Annotated in this window: 18 protein-coding genes; 16 read left to right on the top strand and 2 right to left on the bottom strand. The window is 36.5% G+C overall.

Features of this window, described 5'->3' with window-relative positions:
• Window positions 1-84: 84 nt before the first annotated feature.
• The 14 genes from H1R81_RS16520 (at window position 85) to H1R81_RS16455 (ending at window position 13,728) form a co-directional block, all read left to right on the top strand.
• Window positions 85-540 (top strand): hypothetical protein, encoded by a 456-nt coding sequence (locus H1R81_RS16520; RefSeq protein WP_181841859.1) that lies wholly within the window; start codon window positions 85-87, stop codon window positions 538-540.
• A 25-nt stretch (window positions 541-565) separates the two neighbouring features.
• Window positions 566-763 (top strand): hypothetical protein, encoded by a 198-nt coding sequence (locus H1R81_RS16515; protein ID WP_181841858.1) that lies wholly within the window; start codon window positions 566-568, stop codon window positions 761-763.
• Between the two features lie 5 nt (window positions 764-768).
• Window positions 769-2,061, top strand: coding sequence for a tail fiber domain-containing protein (locus H1R81_RS16510; RefSeq protein ID WP_181841857.1), 1,293 nt, complete (start codon window positions 769-771; stop codon window positions 2,059-2,061).
• Between the two features lie 31 nt (window positions 2,062-2,092).
• Window positions 2,093-2,575: a hypothetical protein gene (locus H1R81_RS16505; RefSeq protein WP_181841856.1), complete on the top strand. Its 483-nt coding sequence runs from the start codon at window positions 2,093-2,095 to the stop codon at window positions 2,573-2,575.
• A 40-nt stretch (window positions 2,576-2,615) separates the two neighbouring features.
• Window positions 2,616-2,831 carry an antA/AntB antirepressor family protein gene (locus tag H1R81_RS16500; protein WP_181841855.1) on the top strand — a complete coding sequence of 72 codons (216 nt, stop codon included), beginning with the start codon at window positions 2,616-2,618 and terminating at the stop codon, window positions 2,829-2,831.
• Between the two features lie 24 nt (window positions 2,832-2,855).
• Window positions 2,856-3,287 carry a hypothetical protein gene (locus H1R81_RS16495; protein ID WP_181841854.1) on the top strand — a complete coding sequence of 144 codons (432 nt, stop codon included), beginning with the start codon at window positions 2,856-2,858 and terminating at the stop codon, window positions 3,285-3,287.
• A gap of 5 nt (window positions 3,288-3,292) precedes the next feature.
• Window positions 3,293-4,666 carry a tyrosine-type recombinase/integrase gene (locus tag H1R81_RS16490; RefSeq protein ID WP_181841853.1) on the top strand — a complete coding sequence of 458 codons (1,374 nt, stop codon included), beginning with the start codon at window positions 3,293-3,295 and terminating at the stop codon, window positions 4,664-4,666.
• A 391-nt stretch (window positions 4,667-5,057) separates the two neighbouring features.
• The gene (locus H1R81_RS16485) at window positions 5,058-6,377 is read left to right on the top strand and encodes a tail fiber domain-containing protein (protein WP_181841852.1); all 1,320 of its coding nucleotides are present in this window, start codon (window positions 5,058-5,060) and stop codon (window positions 6,375-6,377) included.
• A gap of 666 nt (window positions 6,378-7,043) precedes the next feature.
• Window positions 7,044-8,201 (top strand): PAS domain S-box protein, encoded by a 1,158-nt coding sequence (locus tag H1R81_RS16480; protein ID WP_181841851.1) that lies wholly within the window; start codon window positions 7,044-7,046, stop codon window positions 8,199-8,201.
• Window positions 8,202-8,307: 106 nt separating this feature from the next.
• Window positions 8,308-8,760: a response regulator gene (locus H1R81_RS16475; protein ID WP_181841850.1), complete on the top strand. Its 453-nt coding sequence runs from the start codon at window positions 8,308-8,310 to the stop codon at window positions 8,758-8,760.
• Between the two features lie 652 nt (window positions 8,761-9,412).
• Complete coding sequence (locus tag H1R81_RS16470; RefSeq protein WP_181841849.1) at window positions 9,413-9,718, top strand: hypothetical protein; 306 nt, start codon at window positions 9,413-9,415, stop codon at window positions 9,716-9,718.
• Between the two features lie 4 nt (window positions 9,719-9,722).
• Window positions 9,723-9,902 carry a hypothetical protein gene (locus H1R81_RS16465; RefSeq protein ID WP_181841848.1) on the top strand — a complete coding sequence of 60 codons (180 nt, stop codon included), beginning with the start codon at window positions 9,723-9,725 and terminating at the stop codon, window positions 9,900-9,902.
• Between the two features lie 262 nt (window positions 9,903-10,164).
• On the top strand, window positions 10,165-12,180 hold the full coding sequence (locus H1R81_RS16460) for a hypothetical protein (RefSeq protein WP_181841847.1): 2,016 nt from the start codon (window positions 10,165-10,167) through the stop codon (window positions 12,178-12,180).
• A 12-nt stretch (window positions 12,181-12,192) separates the two neighbouring features.
• Entirely contained in the window at window positions 12,193-13,728 is a 1,536-nt protein-coding gene (locus tag H1R81_RS16455; protein ID WP_181841846.1) for an MBL fold metallo-hydrolase, read from the top strand.
• 77 nt (window positions 13,729-13,805) lie between these two features.
• Here the strand turns inward: H1R81_RS16455 and H1R81_RS16450 are convergent, their stop codons facing one another.
• On the bottom strand, window positions 13,806-14,489 hold the full coding sequence (locus tag H1R81_RS16450) for a hypothetical protein (RefSeq protein ID WP_220275242.1): 684 nt from the start codon (window positions 14,487-14,489) through the stop codon (window positions 13,806-13,808).
• A complete protein-coding gene (locus tag H1R81_RS16445) occupies window positions 14,476-14,985 on the bottom strand; it encodes an RNA polymerase sigma factor (RefSeq protein ID WP_181841845.1) in 510 nt (169 codons plus the stop codon). The genes H1R81_RS16450 and H1R81_RS16445 overlap by 14 nt, the downstream gene beginning before the upstream one ends.
• A gap of 538 nt (window positions 14,986-15,523) precedes the next feature.
• On the opposite strand from H1R81_RS16445, the gene H1R81_RS16440 reads away from it, so the two are divergent.
• Together H1R81_RS16440 and H1R81_RS16435 are read left to right on the top strand one after the other, a co-directional pair.
• On the top strand, window positions 15,524-16,579 hold the full coding sequence (locus tag H1R81_RS16440) for a PQQ-dependent sugar dehydrogenase (protein ID WP_310588086.1): 1,056 nt from the start codon (window positions 15,524-15,526) through the stop codon (window positions 16,577-16,579).
• 95 nt (window positions 16,580-16,674) lie between these two features.
• Window positions 16,675-17,316, top strand: a complete 642-nt coding sequence (locus H1R81_RS16435; RefSeq protein ID WP_181841843.1) for a DUF1080 domain-containing protein — start codon at window positions 16,675-16,677, stop codon at window positions 17,314-17,316.
• Window positions 17,317-17,501: the final 185 nt, after the last annotated feature.

Genomic DNA, 17,501 nt, shown 5'->3' with positions numbered 1-17,501 from the left:
ACTATGACAAGATACATAAGTGTAGTTCTTATTATGGCATACGTATCTTCTTCGTGTATGTCTACAATTTACTACAATACAAAAATGACTGAACCAAGATCAGGAATAATATCCGATAAATTGATAGAGTTTGAAATTAAGGAAATGCCAACTTGCTCAAGACTAATATATAAAGTTAAAAACTTAACAGATAAGAGTCTGTTTATCAACTGGAACAGAGCCTCTGTAATCATAGATGGAGAAGCCTTTAGGGTTTATGATGGCGAGATGAGAGGTATTGATTCAAACAAAGAGCAATTAAGTATGCATATACCGGCAAATGCATTTATCAACAGTGTATTGGTATCAGGTAGAAATCTTGAATACATCAGTAGAATTGGCTCATGGACATCAACATGTTTTTTTGAAGGGAAAAAAAGTATAGGAAAAAACATTATTATTCATTTCCCACTTGTTTATAACAACCAAACAATTGACTATCATTTCAAATATGAAATAACTGGTATTCAAAAGAAACGGGAAAATATTCTATTGCATTAGTATTTTTCAAAAACAACAAATCGAAATGAAAAAACTCACCATTTCAAATGGTTTATTATTAGTAATCATACTATTGATAATAGGAGCATTTATTTATTTCGGTTCAAAAGACATGCCTGACGATTATTATTCAAAGAAAATAGAAGAATATCAAAAACAAGAAGAGGATTTATTATTGAAACATTATTTGCCTGACTCATTATATACCGATACTAACAACTAAGCGTGATGAAAAAACTATTACTATTCTTATTTATTTCTTATTGCTCTTATAGCCAGATTGAAACCGGAGGTATCGGAGGCTCAGTTACAATATCTCCCAATGGTTTTCACCGCAATTATTATTTACAAGCTCCTCAATATCAACTATCAGGAGATATTGCTATTGGCTCACTGGCACTTAATAAAAACCAATCCGGTCTCTATAATATAGGAATTGGAAATCATGTCATGGAAAACATGTTTGATGGCCTGGCAAATATTGCGATAGGACAAGAGGCGATGAAATATAGTCCAAGAACCGAGCTTAATATTGCAATTGGAATGAGAGCCTTAAGCAATACGTCAGGATGGAATAATTTAGGTTTGGGCAATAATGCTTTAGCAAATAATACCTCTGGCACATATAATATTGCGATTGGAGCCAGTGCTTCAGGTGGAAATACAACTGGTTCTAATAATATCTCTTTAGGCACAGGAGCCCTGGGCACCAATACAAATGGAAGTTTTAATACTGCTATTGGTGTTCGGGCAATGGTTCAGAGTTCAACGGGTTCAGATAACATTGCATTAGGCAATTCTGTACTTTATTATAATCAAGGAGAATTGAATTTTGGTGCTGGTCACGAATCGCTTTATAAAAACATCTCAGGAAGTTATAATGTAGCATTAGGTAGAGGTACTTTATACAATAATTTGTCTGGCAATTATAGTACTGCTATAGGTTATCAGGCAGGTAGCAATAACACTGGAAGTTTCAATACATTCGTTGGTCACAATGCAGATATTTCCGCAGGAGATTGGATAAACGCCACCGCATTAGGATATGGAGCAACAGTAGACGCCTCCAACAAAGTACGGATAGGCAATTCAGCTGTATCAGTAATTGAAGGACAAGTACCATGGTCCAATCCATCCGACCGCCGCTTAAAAGAAAACATACTTTACACCAACCGGTTAGGTTTAGATTTCATCACCAGACTACAAACAGTCTCTTACAATTACATCGCAGACGATAACAAAACCCGGCATGATGGCTTTATCGCTCAGGATGTTGAAAAGGTCATGCAGGAGCTTGGTGTACCTTTTAGCGGCCTAAAAAAATCCTCAACCGGCACTTATTCTCTGGCTTATTCTGATTTTGTCATGCCATTGGCCAATGCAATCAAAGAGCAACAGGCGCAAATAGAGGAGCTAAAAAAACAGTATCAATTGCTCTCAGCCAGATTATCGGAGATTGATGAGATAAAGGCTGAATTGGAAAGAATGAAAGTAAGTAGCAAGTCAGAAGCATCTAAATGATAAAAACAAAACATAAAACACACACAACAAAATGATCATTTTAGAATCGAATGCCCGGATTATTGAAGACCCTTTGTTTATTGAAGTTCCGCTGGTAAACAGAAAATTCAAAATGTATTTTCTGGAATCATTATCCAGAAATACCTTTATTCACTTGCCAACCTATGAAGTTCTTTGCGATTTACCTCAAGACGTTGAAGGCTGTTTGGTTTTTGATGTAGAGTTAGATGATTATAGTATGTTATATGCACCACAGACGAAACTTCTTGTCAAAAAAGTTGAAATTGAGGTTTGGGATACTATTGCCAGCGGTGTTTATGCAGTGAATTTCAATACAAATCAAATAACCATCAAAAGGATTAGAGAAAATGATTTGATTGAAAAATCCACCTTAACACTCTACGCAAATCCTGATACCAGTGGTGAAGGCTCAATCACATTGAAGAAAAGCGATATAAATCATATTTGGAAGGCTTATAAAATGGTGTCAGCACCTTTGCCAGTGAATGATTGAGAACCAAAGTAAAAATAAGTAACCCATATACAACTATAATATGCTGACCAATCACGGAGGAGAATACCCTTATAGAATGACTGAGCTTTATGAAAAGCTTGAATTGGCTCAATCTAAATATGCCAGATGGATTAAATCAAATCTATTGGAATCATTTCGTCCCGGTTTAGATTATCAGGTTCTCGACATAATGTCGAGAACTCCAAAAGGAGGTCATTCTAAACAGGATTATGCCTTAACTCAAAAGTACACCTAACATAGAGTAAACGACAGATAATATATGAATAGTCATGAAGCAGTAGTTAAAAGATTTTTTGAAATTCTGGATGAGCTCGTCCGGGATAAGAAACTGTCATATGTGAATGATTTCTACAAAAAACATAAAATCAATATTGGTAATATCACTCAACTTAAAAAAAATCACTCAAGAAATATGCTAAAAATGGCATGGCTCATTGATTTGGTTGAGACCTATCGAGCATCTGCTCATTACCTTTTAACAGGAGAAGGCCCACATTTTGAGTATAAAAAAGGCCGTGAGAAATCACCTAAACATATAGGAATGGAGAAAAGGATTGATGAGCTGGAGGCAGAAAATCAACAATTAAAAGAGGTTATCAATGAATTTAAACTGATCCTTTCAAATTTTGATAGAGCAGCCTCTAAAAAAAGAAAACACGCTTTAATACAATCTCCGCTGCAAACTGACTAAATCACATGAATAAAGTAGTAACTGTAAGCTTATTTCTCGATACCAGGTCTAAATTCTTGCCTAAAGGGGTTGGTATGATAAAAGTGAATGTTTACTACAATTACAAAAACCGACTCTTCACAACCGGAAATAAAGCGCCTGAAAAAGAATTTAAAATCCTGCAAAGGTCTATCGATGAAAACGGCCTGTCAGGTAAGGTAAAAAATGAGTATGTAATATCTATGTACCAGGAGCTTTACGAAAAACAGGATTCTGACTTAAATCGGGCTAAAGAAATAATAAAAGTTTTGGGTGATAATTTTGAGTTTGAAACTTTCAAACATTACTTTGAAAATCCTCAAATATCTGTCAATCATCCAGAAAGCAACAAAATCACAGATGTAATCATCGCCTTGCAAAAAGTATCTCAGGATTTATTTCAGGAAGAGCGAATAAGTACAGCTACAGGCTATGAAATGGCTGCAAAATCATTGAACAGGTTCTTAGACTCTCTTTCTAAAGATGAAAGAAGTGTGCTAGGGCTATCTTTACAGGCTGATGGCTTGCCTTTCAAAGTTATTACCATCTCTTTTCTGAGAAAATACGAAAAATGGATGCTCAAATATGGTAAATCTCCACAATCAAAAGAGGGCAAACCATCTCCAGCATCCCCCACCACTACAGGTATATATCTGCGTTATGTCAGAGCTGTATATAATACTGCTATTGCCGATAAAGTTATTTCAAACGAAAACTATCCGTTTGGTCCAAAGGCCTTTGTTATTCCATCCGTGCAGAATATCAAAAAAGCACTATCTAAAGCTGATATAGAAAAGATATTGAATTATATCCCGACTGACAACTCTTTCGAAGAACGAAGCTGGATATTGTGGGTTTTTAGTTACCTGGCTAATGGAATGAATTTTTCTGATATATGCCGGCTAAGAAGGGCGGACGTTGATTATAAGAACCAGGTTATTAGATTTATCCGAAATAAAACAAAATCAGCTACTAAATCGAAAGAAAAAGCGGTAGTAGCTATGTTGTTTCCTCAACTTATACCATTACTCGAAAAGTTAAAAAACAACAATGAAGATAGTGAATTGTTTTTCCCTTTTCTCGATGGAGCAGATACAGAGTTAAGAAAAATAGCTGTCATAAAACAGATTATCAAAGTTACCAATAAACATATGCGGTTAATCTCTGAAAAGCTAGAAATTGATGCTGAAATGGATACCTATACTGCTCGACATTCATTTGCAACTATACTTTTGAGAAGTGGGGCACCATTGCCATTTATCTCCCAATCCTTAGGGCACGGTAATCTTTCCACTACACAAAACTATTTAGGTTCATTTGAAGATGACCAGGTAAAAGAGTACCTCAAAGCGCTTTTATAGTTGCAATAAAAGTTGCAATAAATAATTCATGCGTCAGTATAATTTACTATAAAGACATGAGTAAAAAGAGTCGTATTTTAAGCTAAAAAAGCCTATTTCTATTATAAAACATTACGAAATATAAAGCAATATAAAGAAAGGTTGGTGACTGGCAGTCAAGAGGTCGTGGGTTCGAGTCCCATCTTCTCCACAAAATTGAAGTGCTTATGGTTTTATGACTATAGGCACTTTTTGTTTTTATGCTAATTAGAGATTGGAACAAAGTAAATTAATCAGGGTCTTTGTTTTGTAGGCAACTTTTCAGACCTGTTTACTGAAATAATACAAATTCCAACCTTTCGTTTGCGTGAGCAGTCATGCAGTTAAAATTCATTCTTTGACTAATTCTGCAATGAAAAAACTACTCTTCTTCTTTTTTATAATGAATGCGTCGTTCGGACAAATAAGAGTTACCAGTATCTATGAAGGCTCAATTACTTTAACTCCCCAGGGATTTTTAACAAATAACAATAAGCCACCTTATACCTTTGAAATAAATAGTGACATTGCTTTTGGGAGTTATGCGCTTAATAAAAAAATGGCTGATTATAACAATATAGCTATCGGAAATCACTCCCTGCAAGACATTGATACACCAGGAGGCGGCAATATTGCCATAGGTAAAGCATCTATGCAAAACAGTACAACAGGCTTTAATAATATCGCTATCGGTGCATTTGCATCAAAACGCAATCAGTCATACGAAAACATCGGTATCGGGAGCTTTTCCTTATATTTTAATGAGTCAGGAAAATATAATGTGGTAGTGGGTGGGAACGCACTTAATACGAATGTGTCTGGTTCAAATAATTCTGCTCTTGGCAGTTCGGCACTGGCAGGTAACACTACCGGCAATAATAATGTTGCAGTAGGGTATTGGTCGTCTATTAGCAATAAAAGCGGCTCAGGAAACACCAGTATAGGTAGTGTAGCTTTATATGATAACTACACAGGGGAAATGAATTTTTCAGGAGGCTACGAATCAATGTATAAAAATAAAACCGGGAGCTACAATGTTGTCATAGGCCGTGGTGCTTTGTACAATAATATATCAGGCAATTACAACACCGCCATAGGTAATCAGGCTGGTGCGAATAGTGTCGGCGGATTCAATACCTTTATAGGCCATAATGCAGATGTACCTTCTGGTTCCGATTATATAAACGCAACAGCTATCGGCTATGCCACTACAGTCGATGCCTCCAACAAAGTCCGAATAGGTAATTCTGCCGTTTCAGTCATTGAAGGACAAGTGCCCTGGAGTAACCCATCCGACCGACGTCTAAAAGAAAATATTCTTTACACCAACCGCTTGGACTTAGATTTTATTACCCGTTTGCAGACTGTTTCTTATAATTATATTGCTGATGGTAATAAGACTCGTTATGATGGCTTCATTGCACAGGACGTTGAGAAAGTGATGAAAGAGTTGAATATACCTTTCAGTGGCCTGAAAAAATCGGATAATGGTATGTATTCTCTGGCCTATTCTGATTTTGTAATGCCTTTGGTGAATGCTGTACAAGAACTCAATACCATCAACAAAAATCAACAAAATCAGATAGATAAACTGACAAAGAAAAACGAATTGCTATCTGCTTCAATTGAAGAAATAAAGGCTGAGCTGGTGAGGCTGAGAAGTGCTGTCAATAATGGAACAGAAAGTAAATAATTAATTCTATCCTAAAAAGAAAGCGGTTTATTACCAGAAAACTTGTAGTTGACTAATTAAATAAACTAAGCCTTAATTTGTTTTGCAAGTATTTGCATTTATATGCAACTGGAAAGTATGGTAGACCGCAGGCTAATATGCCAAAAGGATGTGAATTGGACTCTTATTTTATCTGTAAACAGACGCAAGCACCTTATTGTCAGGTGGTTGCGTTTTTTTTTGAATATTGATTCAGCCAATTGAAGGAAATAAACTCTGTAAACAAATGATTGCAGGAAGAAGTAGTAGATATATTATGAAAATGGTTATTCATTAAGGAAAACCATTGAAACCAAGAGACCACTAAGGCAACGTAAAAGGGTATTAATTATTTATATATGGGTAATTTCTATAAACTTTTCTGAACAAAAATTAGGTTCAAATAGAGATAATATAACTTTGAATATAATCACATCAATCTCTAAAAACAATTTAATATATAATTGGTTTTGTACTTATTAATATTATTAATCTGGTGCAATTTTTGATGGTTTATTTTTCGTAAAAAAATTAATAACTTTTTAATTTTTTTACGAAATTTGTAATTCAAAAATCATCAACTTCTGCGACGCCTTAATTAATAATTCAAGTATCATAAAATTCTAAAAATTTCATTTTTGAGTTAAAATGAAGGATTTTAAATTAGCTGAAAAAAGGAGAATAGAAGCAGTTCATCAATTTCTTCAAATAGATTTTGATAAATCTAAAGAATATCAGGAAATAGTAGATCTTGCCGCTGAACTTTGTGAAAAACCTGTCGCTTTATTATCCCTGTTAGATAAGGACGTAAATTGGCTGAAAGTACGCTCAGGAGTAAGTATTCAAATTATGCCAAAAGAAACTTCCTTTTGCCAATATGTTGTTCAATCAGAATCTTTGATGGTTATTGACGATGTAACGAAGGATAGTAGATTTGATGATAATCCGTTAGTTTATACCGAACCCAAAGTCCGTTTTTATGCCGGAGCCCCTCTTTTATTGAGTAGCGGTATAACTATTGGTTCATTGTGCTTATTCGATTTAAAACCCAATACTCTTACACCTCTTCAACAAAAAACGCTGGCTGTTTTATCAAGTCAAATTACGAACCTGATGGAACTTGATCTTAGTCATAAACTTCTTAAGTTAAAAGTAGAAGAAATAGAAGAAAGAAATAAGTCTTTACAAAAAATTGCCTTTATACAATCACATGAAATTCGTCATCCTTTAACAACTATTATGGGGTTGGTAAATCTTGTTAGATATAACTATCAGGAAGTCGATGAAGAATGGATACAAATGATTGTAGAAGCAACAAATAATCTGGATAATAAAATTTTGTCTATTGTAAATGAAACTATTGAGAATAAGGATATCCGGACAAACAGGTTTTATAAAATGGTAGAAGAGATTGAAGACTACGCGATTATTCTTTTAGATAAAGAAGGAAATATTGAAAATTGGAATAAGGGAGCAGAAAAAATAAAAGGCTATAAACCTATTGAGATTATAGGTAAAAATTTTTCAGTATTTTATACAAGCGAAGACTTAGAAATACAACGCCCACAAAAATTAATTAATCTTGCTACTGAAAAAGGTTTTGCCAAAGATGAGGGTTGGCGAGTTAAAAAAGATGGTTCAAGATTTTGGGGTAGCATACTTATTACTGCTATTCATAACCAAGAAGGCGAAGTAATAGGGTTTACAAAAGTGACCAGAGATTTAAGTGAAAAGAAAGAGAGAGAAGAGGTTAACATGGCCTATATTGCATACCTTGAAGACCAGGTTAAAAAGCTAAGCGCCTGATAATCAGATAGAATTGTTAAGACTTGTATCAGTAGTTTTATGAAAAGAAAATAACCAATTTTGTTAATTAGTTGTTTTTCAATTAATGTGAAACAAAAAGATGTAGATGAATCAAAATGACTTTTTAAAAGAGATAAACTGCTTTTTATTAGTAGACGATGATAAGATTACTAATTTACTTCACACAAAATTACTTAAAATCTGCCATGTACAAAGCCATGTCGAAGTAGTAACTTCCGGTGTGCAGGCTATTGATTTTCTGACTTGTAAAGGGGCATATACAAGCAACAAAAATTTCCCTCAATCGGGTATTATCCTACTGGATATTAATATGCCGGTAATGAACGGGTGGGATTTTTTGGATGAGTATAAAAAATTTGACAAAATAACGAGGTCGAAGTTTTTTATTGTCATGCTCACTTCTTCTATTGACCCAAGTGATAAAAACAAAGCAGATGAAATAGAGGATATAAAAATGTTCTTGAATAAACCATTAACAAAAGAAAACTTACTAAGTATTATTCACAACTACTATTTATATGTGTCTGGTATGAATTGAGATAACAATTTTCTTGCAATTTGTTTATAAATTGTAAGAAAAGAACTATTGGTTTTATGGCTGATATATTTGCATGGTAAAATATAACAAGCGTACCGAATCCTGATGCATTTTTCTGCCATTCAAATGTTTCAATAAATTTTCAAGCAAAGGAATATTGCTCTATAGAAAGATTAACGGAGCGACTTTACCTGAGATTTCAGAAGTGTTGAGCGAATAGGCTCATCCATTCTTTCCTGCGAAGACGAAGGCGATATTGATGTAAGCCACTGGATGAAGTAAAATCAATTGATATTTAATTTTCCTTAAGAGTTAATACTGAAAGCAAGCAACCACCTCTCACAAAGAGATTTGCTGTAGGGGGGCAAATACTGGTAAATGACCAATAAAATAAATTATATTTCTTGGTTATTTGCCAGTATTTGCAGTTATTTGTCTATGGAAAGTATGGTAGACTTCGGCTGATAGCCAAAAGATATAAGCTCGAGTTCTATCTTCTCTATAACAATAAAATTTTTCCGCTATTTGAGCAGGCAAATTTTTCTTACCAAAACTTCTTGCGCTGTCCTTTCGATGTCCTATACAGAGAATGTGTTTTTTGACTAAAAGAGAATACATTTTAATTTTTTTGTCAACCAACTTGTTTAGCATCATGAGTACAGAAGAAGAAAAGGCCAAAAAAAGTCGCGAGTATCAGAGAGAATATCACAAAAAGTACCGTGAGAAACACCGCGACCTCCTGAATCAAAGATCGAGAGACTATGCGATTAACCATCGTGAAGAATTAAGAGAGAAATCCAAAGAGTATCGTCAACTGAACAAAGAAAAATTAGCTGCCTATGAAGCTGCCCGTTGGCCTAAGAGAAAAGAACAACGCAGATTGAAAAGAGAAATGCTGAAACAACAGAAGTTAAAAGCTTTAGCTATACAGGATACCCCGGATACTTCAACCAAGTAAAATCATGCTAACAGAATTACGCCCCTTATCAGATAAACCTACAGACAATCAATTGTCGATTTATCACAAAAATAAAGGTGAGGATTTTGTTAAGGCTTTGCTAAAGCCCTTGAAAAACCGGAATGTACTATGGATAACACTTTTGTTCCTGTTTCTGTTGTCAGTTTGGTACTATTTGAATTAAATCATTCAGATTGATATGGTCTTATACCTTTTGAGGGTATGAGCGTGGGTAACTATGAACTGATAGTTACCCACTTTTTTATAAACTCCCAATCACTATCTGTTGTCAGCTGCTTTTATCTTCAGTTTGTTTTACGGTTAATTTATTGTAAAGTACTTAAGGATACCTTTAAATAAAAATGATGTAGAATAGTTTTTTAGCCAGATTATTGTCATTACATTTAGACAAGAATGCCTAATCTATCATCTAAATTTTTATTTCAATGGTTAAACCAGCCATACGGAAATTAAAGGGCTACGCCTTTGACCCCTCTCTGTCAATACGTTTAGATACTGCACAGGTAAACAGGGTGATATACACAATAGAATGGGAGGATCTGGAACGTGTATCAGACGACCCTGATTCAAAGCATTTTAACCAGAGCCTGCCTATTGGTGAATACATTGAAATATTTGATATTGACCCTGCTTCCGGCGAAATGTGGTATCCTCCGGTAGATTTAAACAACAAGTATTTATTGGCGCAGGATGGTCTTGAACCGAGTGTCAGTAATCCGCAGTTTCACCAGCAGATGGTATATGCTGTGATTATGACTACCATCAAAAATTTCGAGTATGCTTTAGGTAGAAAAATTCAATGGGCTGAAAGAACGGTTCCAAAAAAAGATGATCCGCTGATGCCTGAATATAAGTTTGTCCGGAGAATCAGGGTTTTTCCACATGCGCTTCGTCAGGCAAATGCCTATTATAATCCTTTTAAGAAATCGATGTTGTTCGGGTATTTTCCGGCTCAGCCTGCCAGACCAGACCTGCATATTCCGGGGGGAACGATTTTTACCTGCCTGAGCCATGACATCATTGCGCACGAAACAACCCATGCCATATTAGACGGGCTCAAACGAAGATATATTGATGATACGCACCCCGATACCAGAGCCTTTCATGAAGCCTTTGCCGATATTGTAGCACTTTTCCAGCATTTTACCTTCCCGGAGGTATTAAAGCATCAGATTGCAAAAACGAGAGGCGACCTTAATTCTCAGAATCTGTTAGGGCAATTAGCCGAGGAGTTTGGCAAAGCCATGGGTGGGCATGGCAGCCTGAGAGATGCCATTGGCCATACTGATCCTAACACAGGTAAATGGACACCGCATATTCCGAACACGAGTGATTATGCAACCAAACTGGAGTTTCATGAAAGAGGGTCAATTCTGGTAGCGGCGGTATTTGAGGTATTCCTGAATATCTATAAAAGTAAAATCCGGAAATACCTGAGATTAGCTACCAATGGTACAGGAGTATTGCCCGAGGGAGAACTGCACCCTGATCTTGTGGATATACTTGCCAAAGACGCCTCCTCCACGGCGTTAACCGTGCTGAGAATTTGTATAAGAGCTATTGATTATTGCCCACCTATTGACATTACGTTTGGCGATTATCTGCGGGCCATTATCACTTCAGATATGGATGCTGTGCCCAACGATACAGAAAATATCAGGATTGCCTTTATTGAGGCTTTTCAGAGAAGAGGGATATTCCCGAAAGGCATAAAGGCTATGGCAGCAGAGAGCCTTGTTTATGAAAATTGTCCTGAGCTTAACCTGGGCGATACCAATGCCAAAGTATTTAATGATTTTTTGAAAGAGTTTAAAAATGCGATTGGATATGAAACCAACCGTGAAAATATTCATAACATTACAAAAGCATTTATCGCAGGAAGTGGTGCTACAAAACAGGGCATTCATGGAAGGATCAACAGTAAATTTATTCAGTCGCCAGGTGGTGAACGATTTAAAGAACTTACAGGCCTGAATTTTGAACAGAATAAGCCTGATTGTGAAGAAAAAGGATTTAAATTTTCCTCATGGTCAAGCACAGCCTCGTATTCGGTTGAGAGTTTGTTATTAGCCAACCGGATTACACCTGACGGAAGAATTAACAATCATGTGATTGTGGCGTTGGTTCAGAAACGTGGTATTAAGGCGAGTATTGAAGATGATGTATTCAGAATAGATTCATATTTTGTTCCTAAATCAGAGGAAAATTTTAACCAGTCTCATAATGAATTTATTTTCAGAGGGGGTTGTACGTTGATATTCGATTTAGACACAGAAAAACTGAAATATGCTATCTGTAAAAATATCAATGATGAATCAAGGATGGAGGCGCAGTTCAGGTATAGGTCAGGTTATTTCAACCCTGATGCAGGCTCTACTTATTTTGACGATCATATGCTTATAAATCTTTCAGGGCCTTTTGCTTTTATGCACTCACATTAATAAATGCTCATTATGGAAACTATCAATTCAATAAAAATAAAAATGTTCCGTCATGGTTTTGGCGATTGTTTTCTGTTGCGGTTCTATCATCAGACAAAACTGAAATACAAAATTCTTATTGATTGTGGTTTAAAACTGCATGATAAAGTAGAAGGGGTATCTATGAGCGATATAGTAGAACAAATTAAAGAAGATACTTTTATTGTAAAAAATAACAAGAAAATACCTCATTTAGATGCGCTGGTAATTACCCACGAACACTGGGATCATGTGTCAGGCTTTAAACCTGAAGATAAACTCTTTGAAGGGTTTCAGATAGATAACTTATGGCTGGGATGGACAGAGGACCCAAAAGATGAGGTAGCTAAGCAAATTAATAAAAGGCTTGCAGAGGGGGCAATAGCTTTGAACTTTGCCGTAGAAAAGTTAAAAGAAGAAACCGCAGAAGCAGATACAACATCTATGTATATGGGTGATGTATTAAAAGCAGTAAAGGAAGACTATAACCGTATTCTTGCCGATATTGTCAATTTCAACGGAGAGTTTTCTGCTGCCAAGAAAACAGAAAGCGGCATTAGTATTAATAAGGATTTGAAAATCAGTATTGATACCCAAAGGGCTTTGGAGAATGTCATTCAGAATTTAGCTAAGAAATCGGTCAGAAAATACCTGAACCCGGGCGAGATAATTGATAATATTGAACAACTGACTGGTGTGAGAATATATGTGCTCGGGCCTCCCAAAAACAAGCAGATTAATAAAGATGCGCCATCGAAAGGCGAAAAAAAAGAAGTATATATGAGTCTTGCCAATGCTCAGATGGACGGCTTTATTAAAGGCATGTTGAATATGGAACAGGCCGGTAAACCTACAGTGCTTGATAACGGTGAGCCTTTTTCAGGTATAGAAAAACTTCAGGGTATTCAGGAGATTGAAGCAAACGAATGCGTGAAGGTGATGCAGGAAAAATATAAGAGTGAACCCTGGCGAACAGTCAAAAATGATTGGTTAGATGCTGCCGGAGCACTGGCATTGCAAATGGATAGCGACACCAATAATACAAGTGTGGTATTGGCTTTTGAGTTTATCAGTTCTGGTAAAGTGTTGTTGTTTCCGGGCGACGCGCAGGTAGGCAACTGGCTAAGCTGGCATGATTATACATGGAAATTGAAAGATACCATTTTGGGCACTAAATCGGTTACGGCTACCGACCTGCTCAATCAGACTGTTTTCTATAAAGCCGGACACCATGCCAGCCATAATGCAACACTCAAAAAAGAGGGGCTTGAATTAATGAATAATGAAGAATTGGTGGTATTTATACCGGAAAAGAAAGGGGCGTATCCGGGAATACCTTATGATAAACTCGTAGAAAGGCTAAGAGAAAAAGCAAAAGAGCGGGTCATATTTTCGGCTGATGTTGACTATGACCCTGAAGAAAAACTCAAAAACAAACCCGATAATATTATCAGCGATAAAGACTGGAAAGCATTTAAGGATAATGTTGTTATAGATAAAAAATTTATTGAATATACAGTTAAAGGCTGAGATAGGGTAGTAGCCCTATTGAGCATACTGTCTCTTTCGAATTATACTTATAAGGAGGAGACAGTATTTATTTAATACTATCCTGCTATAATTTCCTCTTCTACCTTATATTCCTCTATCTGCGCTAACACTTCCATTGATTTCATCATGGGTGTCCATTCTTTACCGTTAAAGATTAGCTGAAACCATTTTTTATCCCGGTTTTCATAGTTGATATTAAAAAACAACCAGAAAGCCAGATAAATAAAGGCAGCTGTTAATGGAATATGTATCATATATACCCAGATATTGCCATTGGTCCACATACGCTCCGTCCAGTAGAAAGTATTCCAGACCGGAATTTGCAGAAACAGGAGTCTGGCTATCCAGATAGTAGAGGATTTCAGTCTTGCGATTTTTTCCTGTGTGGCTAATATCGAATCATTAATATTAACAGCATTAATCAGCACTAACTGATAAATATAGATACCTATAGCCAATTTGGTTAATATTACCTGAATAAGTGCGGAGATTAGCAGGAATATTCCTCCTGCCTGATAGGCAATAAAAATCACCCCATCAACAAACAATATCCAAAGAATACCGATAATAATCGTAAATACTTTGATAGGTTTCATAGATGATAAAAACGACTGTACCTTAAGTTTGGTAATCTCTTCGGCGTTCTTTTTATTAATTGAAAGGGTCTCCTCCAGCTTCTTATCATAAGCTTTCCAGAGATTGATGAGTTCTTTATCTTCCATTATTTTACTGTTTGACATTTAAAAATTTTTGTTTGAGAATAAATTTGATGCGCCCGATTTTGGTGGCTACATTGGTTTCCGAAATCCCGATGATTCCGGCTATTTCTTTATAGCTTTTTTCTTCCAGATAAAGCAGCATCAGTGCCTTATCTAATTCTTTGAGTTCAGCAATGAATCGGTGCAGAATGCTGATGCTTTCTTCTGTTTCTTCAGTAGCAGTATTATCTGCATAGTTGAGAATACCCTCACAAATAGGATTGGCAATGTGCTGCCGACGGCTTTCTTTACGATAAAACGAGATAGCCACATTGAGCGCAATCTGGTAAATCCAGGTTGAGTATCTGAATTGTTCATTGTAGTTTTCGAAAGACTTCCACAACTGAATCATGATTTCCTGCACAAGGTCATTCCGGTCTTCTGCATCTTTGCAGTAAGCATGGGCTACTTTGTAGATAATACCTTTGTGTGCTTGTAGCACAGTCAGGAATTTCTCTGATTTCAGGTCAGGCATCATAATTCACTATCGATTTTATCATCATGCACGTAAATGATAGTTTCTGTTTGTGTCAGTTTTTGCGAAGTACCGCTATAATAATAATTTTTGGTAATACTTATATGACACCTGATTGACAGAATTGTGATCAGTAGTAGTGCCCAGGCAAGTATTCGTAATTTTTTGTAGGTCATATTAATAAATAATTATTTACTCAATTATTCGTGGAGGAGAATAAAAAATCACAGGAAAGAAGATTTTTTTACTGAAGACATACCAACGCAATTGAAAACAGAAAGTTTTTTCATTTAATCCGGCAGAAGATTTAAAAAATCTTTATGTAAAACACCAACTGATAAAAAACAGTCATTTCTACTAAAAATTCCTTCGATAATTAATAACTTTGAGAAACGGCGTATGTATAAAACTTCCAAGCGTACTTTTCTTTAGAAACTCCTGTAAATTTTAGGCAGCACGTCGGGTTATAGTCATAAATCAACCCTATCCTTAACTAATAATGAACAAAAAGACGCTTTTACTTTTTACCTTTTTTCTGTGCGTGACAGTCTTCGTATCTGGGCAGACCAATACTACTTTTACTTCTGAAAAACTGCACGAGGGCTTTAACAATCCCTGGGGTATGACCTGGCTGCCTGACGGTAGGCTTTTAGTAACCGAAAGAGCCGGAGAAATATTAGTATTTAAAAACGATAAGTTTACAGGAGAAAAGCTATCGGGTGTACCAGCAGTGGCGAATCGTGGGCAGGGGGGCTTGTTAGATATTCAGTTAGACCCGGATTTCAAGTCTAACGGATGGATTTACATTTCGTATTCAAAACCGATGGAGGATGGTGCTTCTACTGCTGTGACACGTTTTAAGCTAAAAGGCAACCACCTAATTGAGAAAAAAGATATATTTGTTGCTAAACCGGCTTTAAAAGCCGACTTCCATTTTGGCAGCCGTATTGTATTTGATAAGGCCGGATATCTGTATGTAAGTGTTGGGGAGAGGGGCACACAGCCTAAAGTACAACAATTAGACAACGATCACGGAAAAATCCACAGGATTTACCCTGATGGCCGAATCCCGTCAGATAACCCCTTTGCAGGTCAGGCAGGAGCAAATGCTTCTATCTGGACACTTGGACACCGCAATCCGCAAGGAATGATATATGATGCCGCTAACGACAGAATCTGGGCGGTAGAACATGGCCCAAAAGGAGGGGATGAACTGAATCTGATTGAGAAAGGCAAAAATTATGGCTGGCCTAAAACTTCTTATGGAATCAATTATGATGGCTCGATTCTGACAGAGTTTAAAGAAATGGAAGGTGTTGAAAACCCGGTACGCTATTGGGTACCATCAATCGGTCCATGTGGAATGGCAATTGTAACCAGCAATAAATATCCTGATTGGAAAGGGAATCTTTTAGTAGGGGCATTGGCTTTTCGCCATGTAGCGCGTGTGCAATTAGACGGAACAAAGTACGTTACTGAAGAGAAATTATTGCAGGATGTAGGCCGTGTACGCCATGTAGCCCAAAGCCCTGATGGGTTCATCTATGTACTTACTGAAAGCCCCGGGTTATTGTTGAAACTGGTACCTAAGAACTGATATAAGGTTTATAGAATGAATTTACTGTCATTTATAGTTGAAAACGAAAATCTTATAAATGAGGCGATTCATTCAGCCTCCTAAACAAGATCTGCATGAAATCTTTATTTTTCTATTCAACCATTATCAGCATTTGTCTGATGAGTTTTATACCTCCTGTTTCTGTAAAACCAGTCAGGCTTTTTGATGGCAAGACTTTTAAAGGCTGGGAGGGAGACACTATTAATACCTGGCGTATCGAAAATGGTATGCTCATTGGCGGCTCAACCGAAAAAACCGTGCCTCATAACGACTTTATCGTTACTACCCGTCCTTATGCCAATTTTAATATGAAACTGAAAATCAAACTGACAGGTACGCAAGGCTTTATCAATTCGGGTATTCAGTTCCGTAGTAAGCGTCTGAAAAACCCTGCACATGAAATGGAGGGTTATCAGGCCGATTTCGGAGAGGGTTTCTGGGGTGGGCTATACGATGAATCGCGCAGAAACAAAACTTTGATAAAACCAGACTCGGCTCAGGTGTTAAAATGGATAAAAATCAACGACTGGAATGATTACGAGATACTGGCAGAAGGCAGACGTATCCGCTTGTGGATAAACGGCAAACAGACCGTAGATTATACAGAACCGGATATGAGTATTCCTCAATCGGGCTTGATAGGCTTTCAGATTCATGGAGGTGGCGCAGCACAGGTAGCTATAAAAGAGGTGTTTCTGGATGAACTGCCAGATTGATTTTAATGGCAAATTAAAGAATATTTAGAACGTGAGGGTCACCAGATGATTAAGCTTCATAAATACTGTTCTTTAGAAATGTCGGGTCTGGTACAGACAAGGCACCGCCATATCTGTACTCTGCACACCTTTGGAGACGATTTGATAAGAAATTTATTAAGTTCAATAAACGCTTATTTTTTTGA

The sequence above is a fragment of the Emticicia sp. BO119 genome (genome assembly GCF_013912375.1).
Classification (GTDB): domain Bacteria; phylum Bacteroidota; class Bacteroidia; order Cytophagales; family Spirosomataceae; genus Emticicia.
Note: the sequence above shows the minus strand (reverse complement) of the source record. Positions and strands in the feature narration are given on the sequence as shown.

Coding starts and splice junctions, on each gene's coding strand:
- H1R81_RS16520 (WP_181841859.1), top strand. CDS start 85: ATGACTGAACCAAGATCAGGAATAATATCCGATAAATTGATAGAGTTT.
- H1R81_RS16515 (WP_181841858.1), top strand. CDS start 566: ATGAAAAAACTCACCATTTCAAATGGTTTATTATTAGTAATCATACTA.
- H1R81_RS16510 (WP_181841857.1), top strand. CDS start 769: ATGAAAAAACTATTACTATTCTTATTTATTTCTTATTGCTCTTATAGC.
- H1R81_RS16505 (WP_181841856.1), top strand. CDS start 2,093: ATGATCATTTTAGAATCGAATGCCCGGATTATTGAAGACCCTTTGTTT.
- H1R81_RS16500 (WP_181841855.1), top strand. CDS start 2,616: ATGCTGACCAATCACGGAGGAGAATACCCTTATAGAATGACTGAGCTT.
- H1R81_RS16495 (WP_181841854.1), top strand. CDS start 2,856: ATGAATAGTCATGAAGCAGTAGTTAAAAGATTTTTTGAAATTCTGGAT.
- H1R81_RS16490 (WP_181841853.1), top strand. CDS start 3,293: ATGAATAAAGTAGTAACTGTAAGCTTATTTCTCGATACCAGGTCTAAA.
- H1R81_RS16485 (WP_181841852.1), top strand. CDS start 5,058: ATGAAAAAACTACTCTTCTTCTTTTTTATAATGAATGCGTCGTTCGGA.
- H1R81_RS16480 (WP_181841851.1), top strand. CDS start 7,044: ATGAAGGATTTTAAATTAGCTGAAAAAAGGAGAATAGAAGCAGTTCAT.
- H1R81_RS16475 (WP_181841850.1), top strand. CDS start 8,308: ATGAATCAAAATGACTTTTTAAAAGAGATAAACTGCTTTTTATTAGTA.
- H1R81_RS16470 (WP_181841849.1), top strand. CDS start 9,413: ATGAGTACAGAAGAAGAAAAGGCCAAAAAAAGTCGCGAGTATCAGAGA.
- H1R81_RS16465 (WP_181841848.1), top strand. CDS start 9,723: ATGCTAACAGAATTACGCCCCTTATCAGATAAACCTACAGACAATCAA.
- H1R81_RS16460 (WP_181841847.1), top strand. CDS start 10,165: ATGGTTAAACCAGCCATACGGAAATTAAAGGGCTACGCCTTTGACCCC.
- H1R81_RS16455 (WP_181841846.1), top strand. CDS start 12,193: ATGGAAACTATCAATTCAATAAAAATAAAAATGTTCCGTCATGGTTTT.
- H1R81_RS16450 (WP_220275242.1), bottom strand. CDS start 14,489: ATGTCAAACAGTAAAATAATGGAAGATAAAGAACTCATCAATCTCTGG.
- H1R81_RS16445 (WP_181841845.1), bottom strand. CDS start 14,985: ATGATGCCTGACCTGAAATCAGAGAAATTCCTGACTGTGCTACAAGCA.
- H1R81_RS16435 (WP_181841843.1), top strand. CDS start 16,675: ATGAAATCTTTATTTTTCTATTCAACCATTATCAGCATTTGTCTGATG.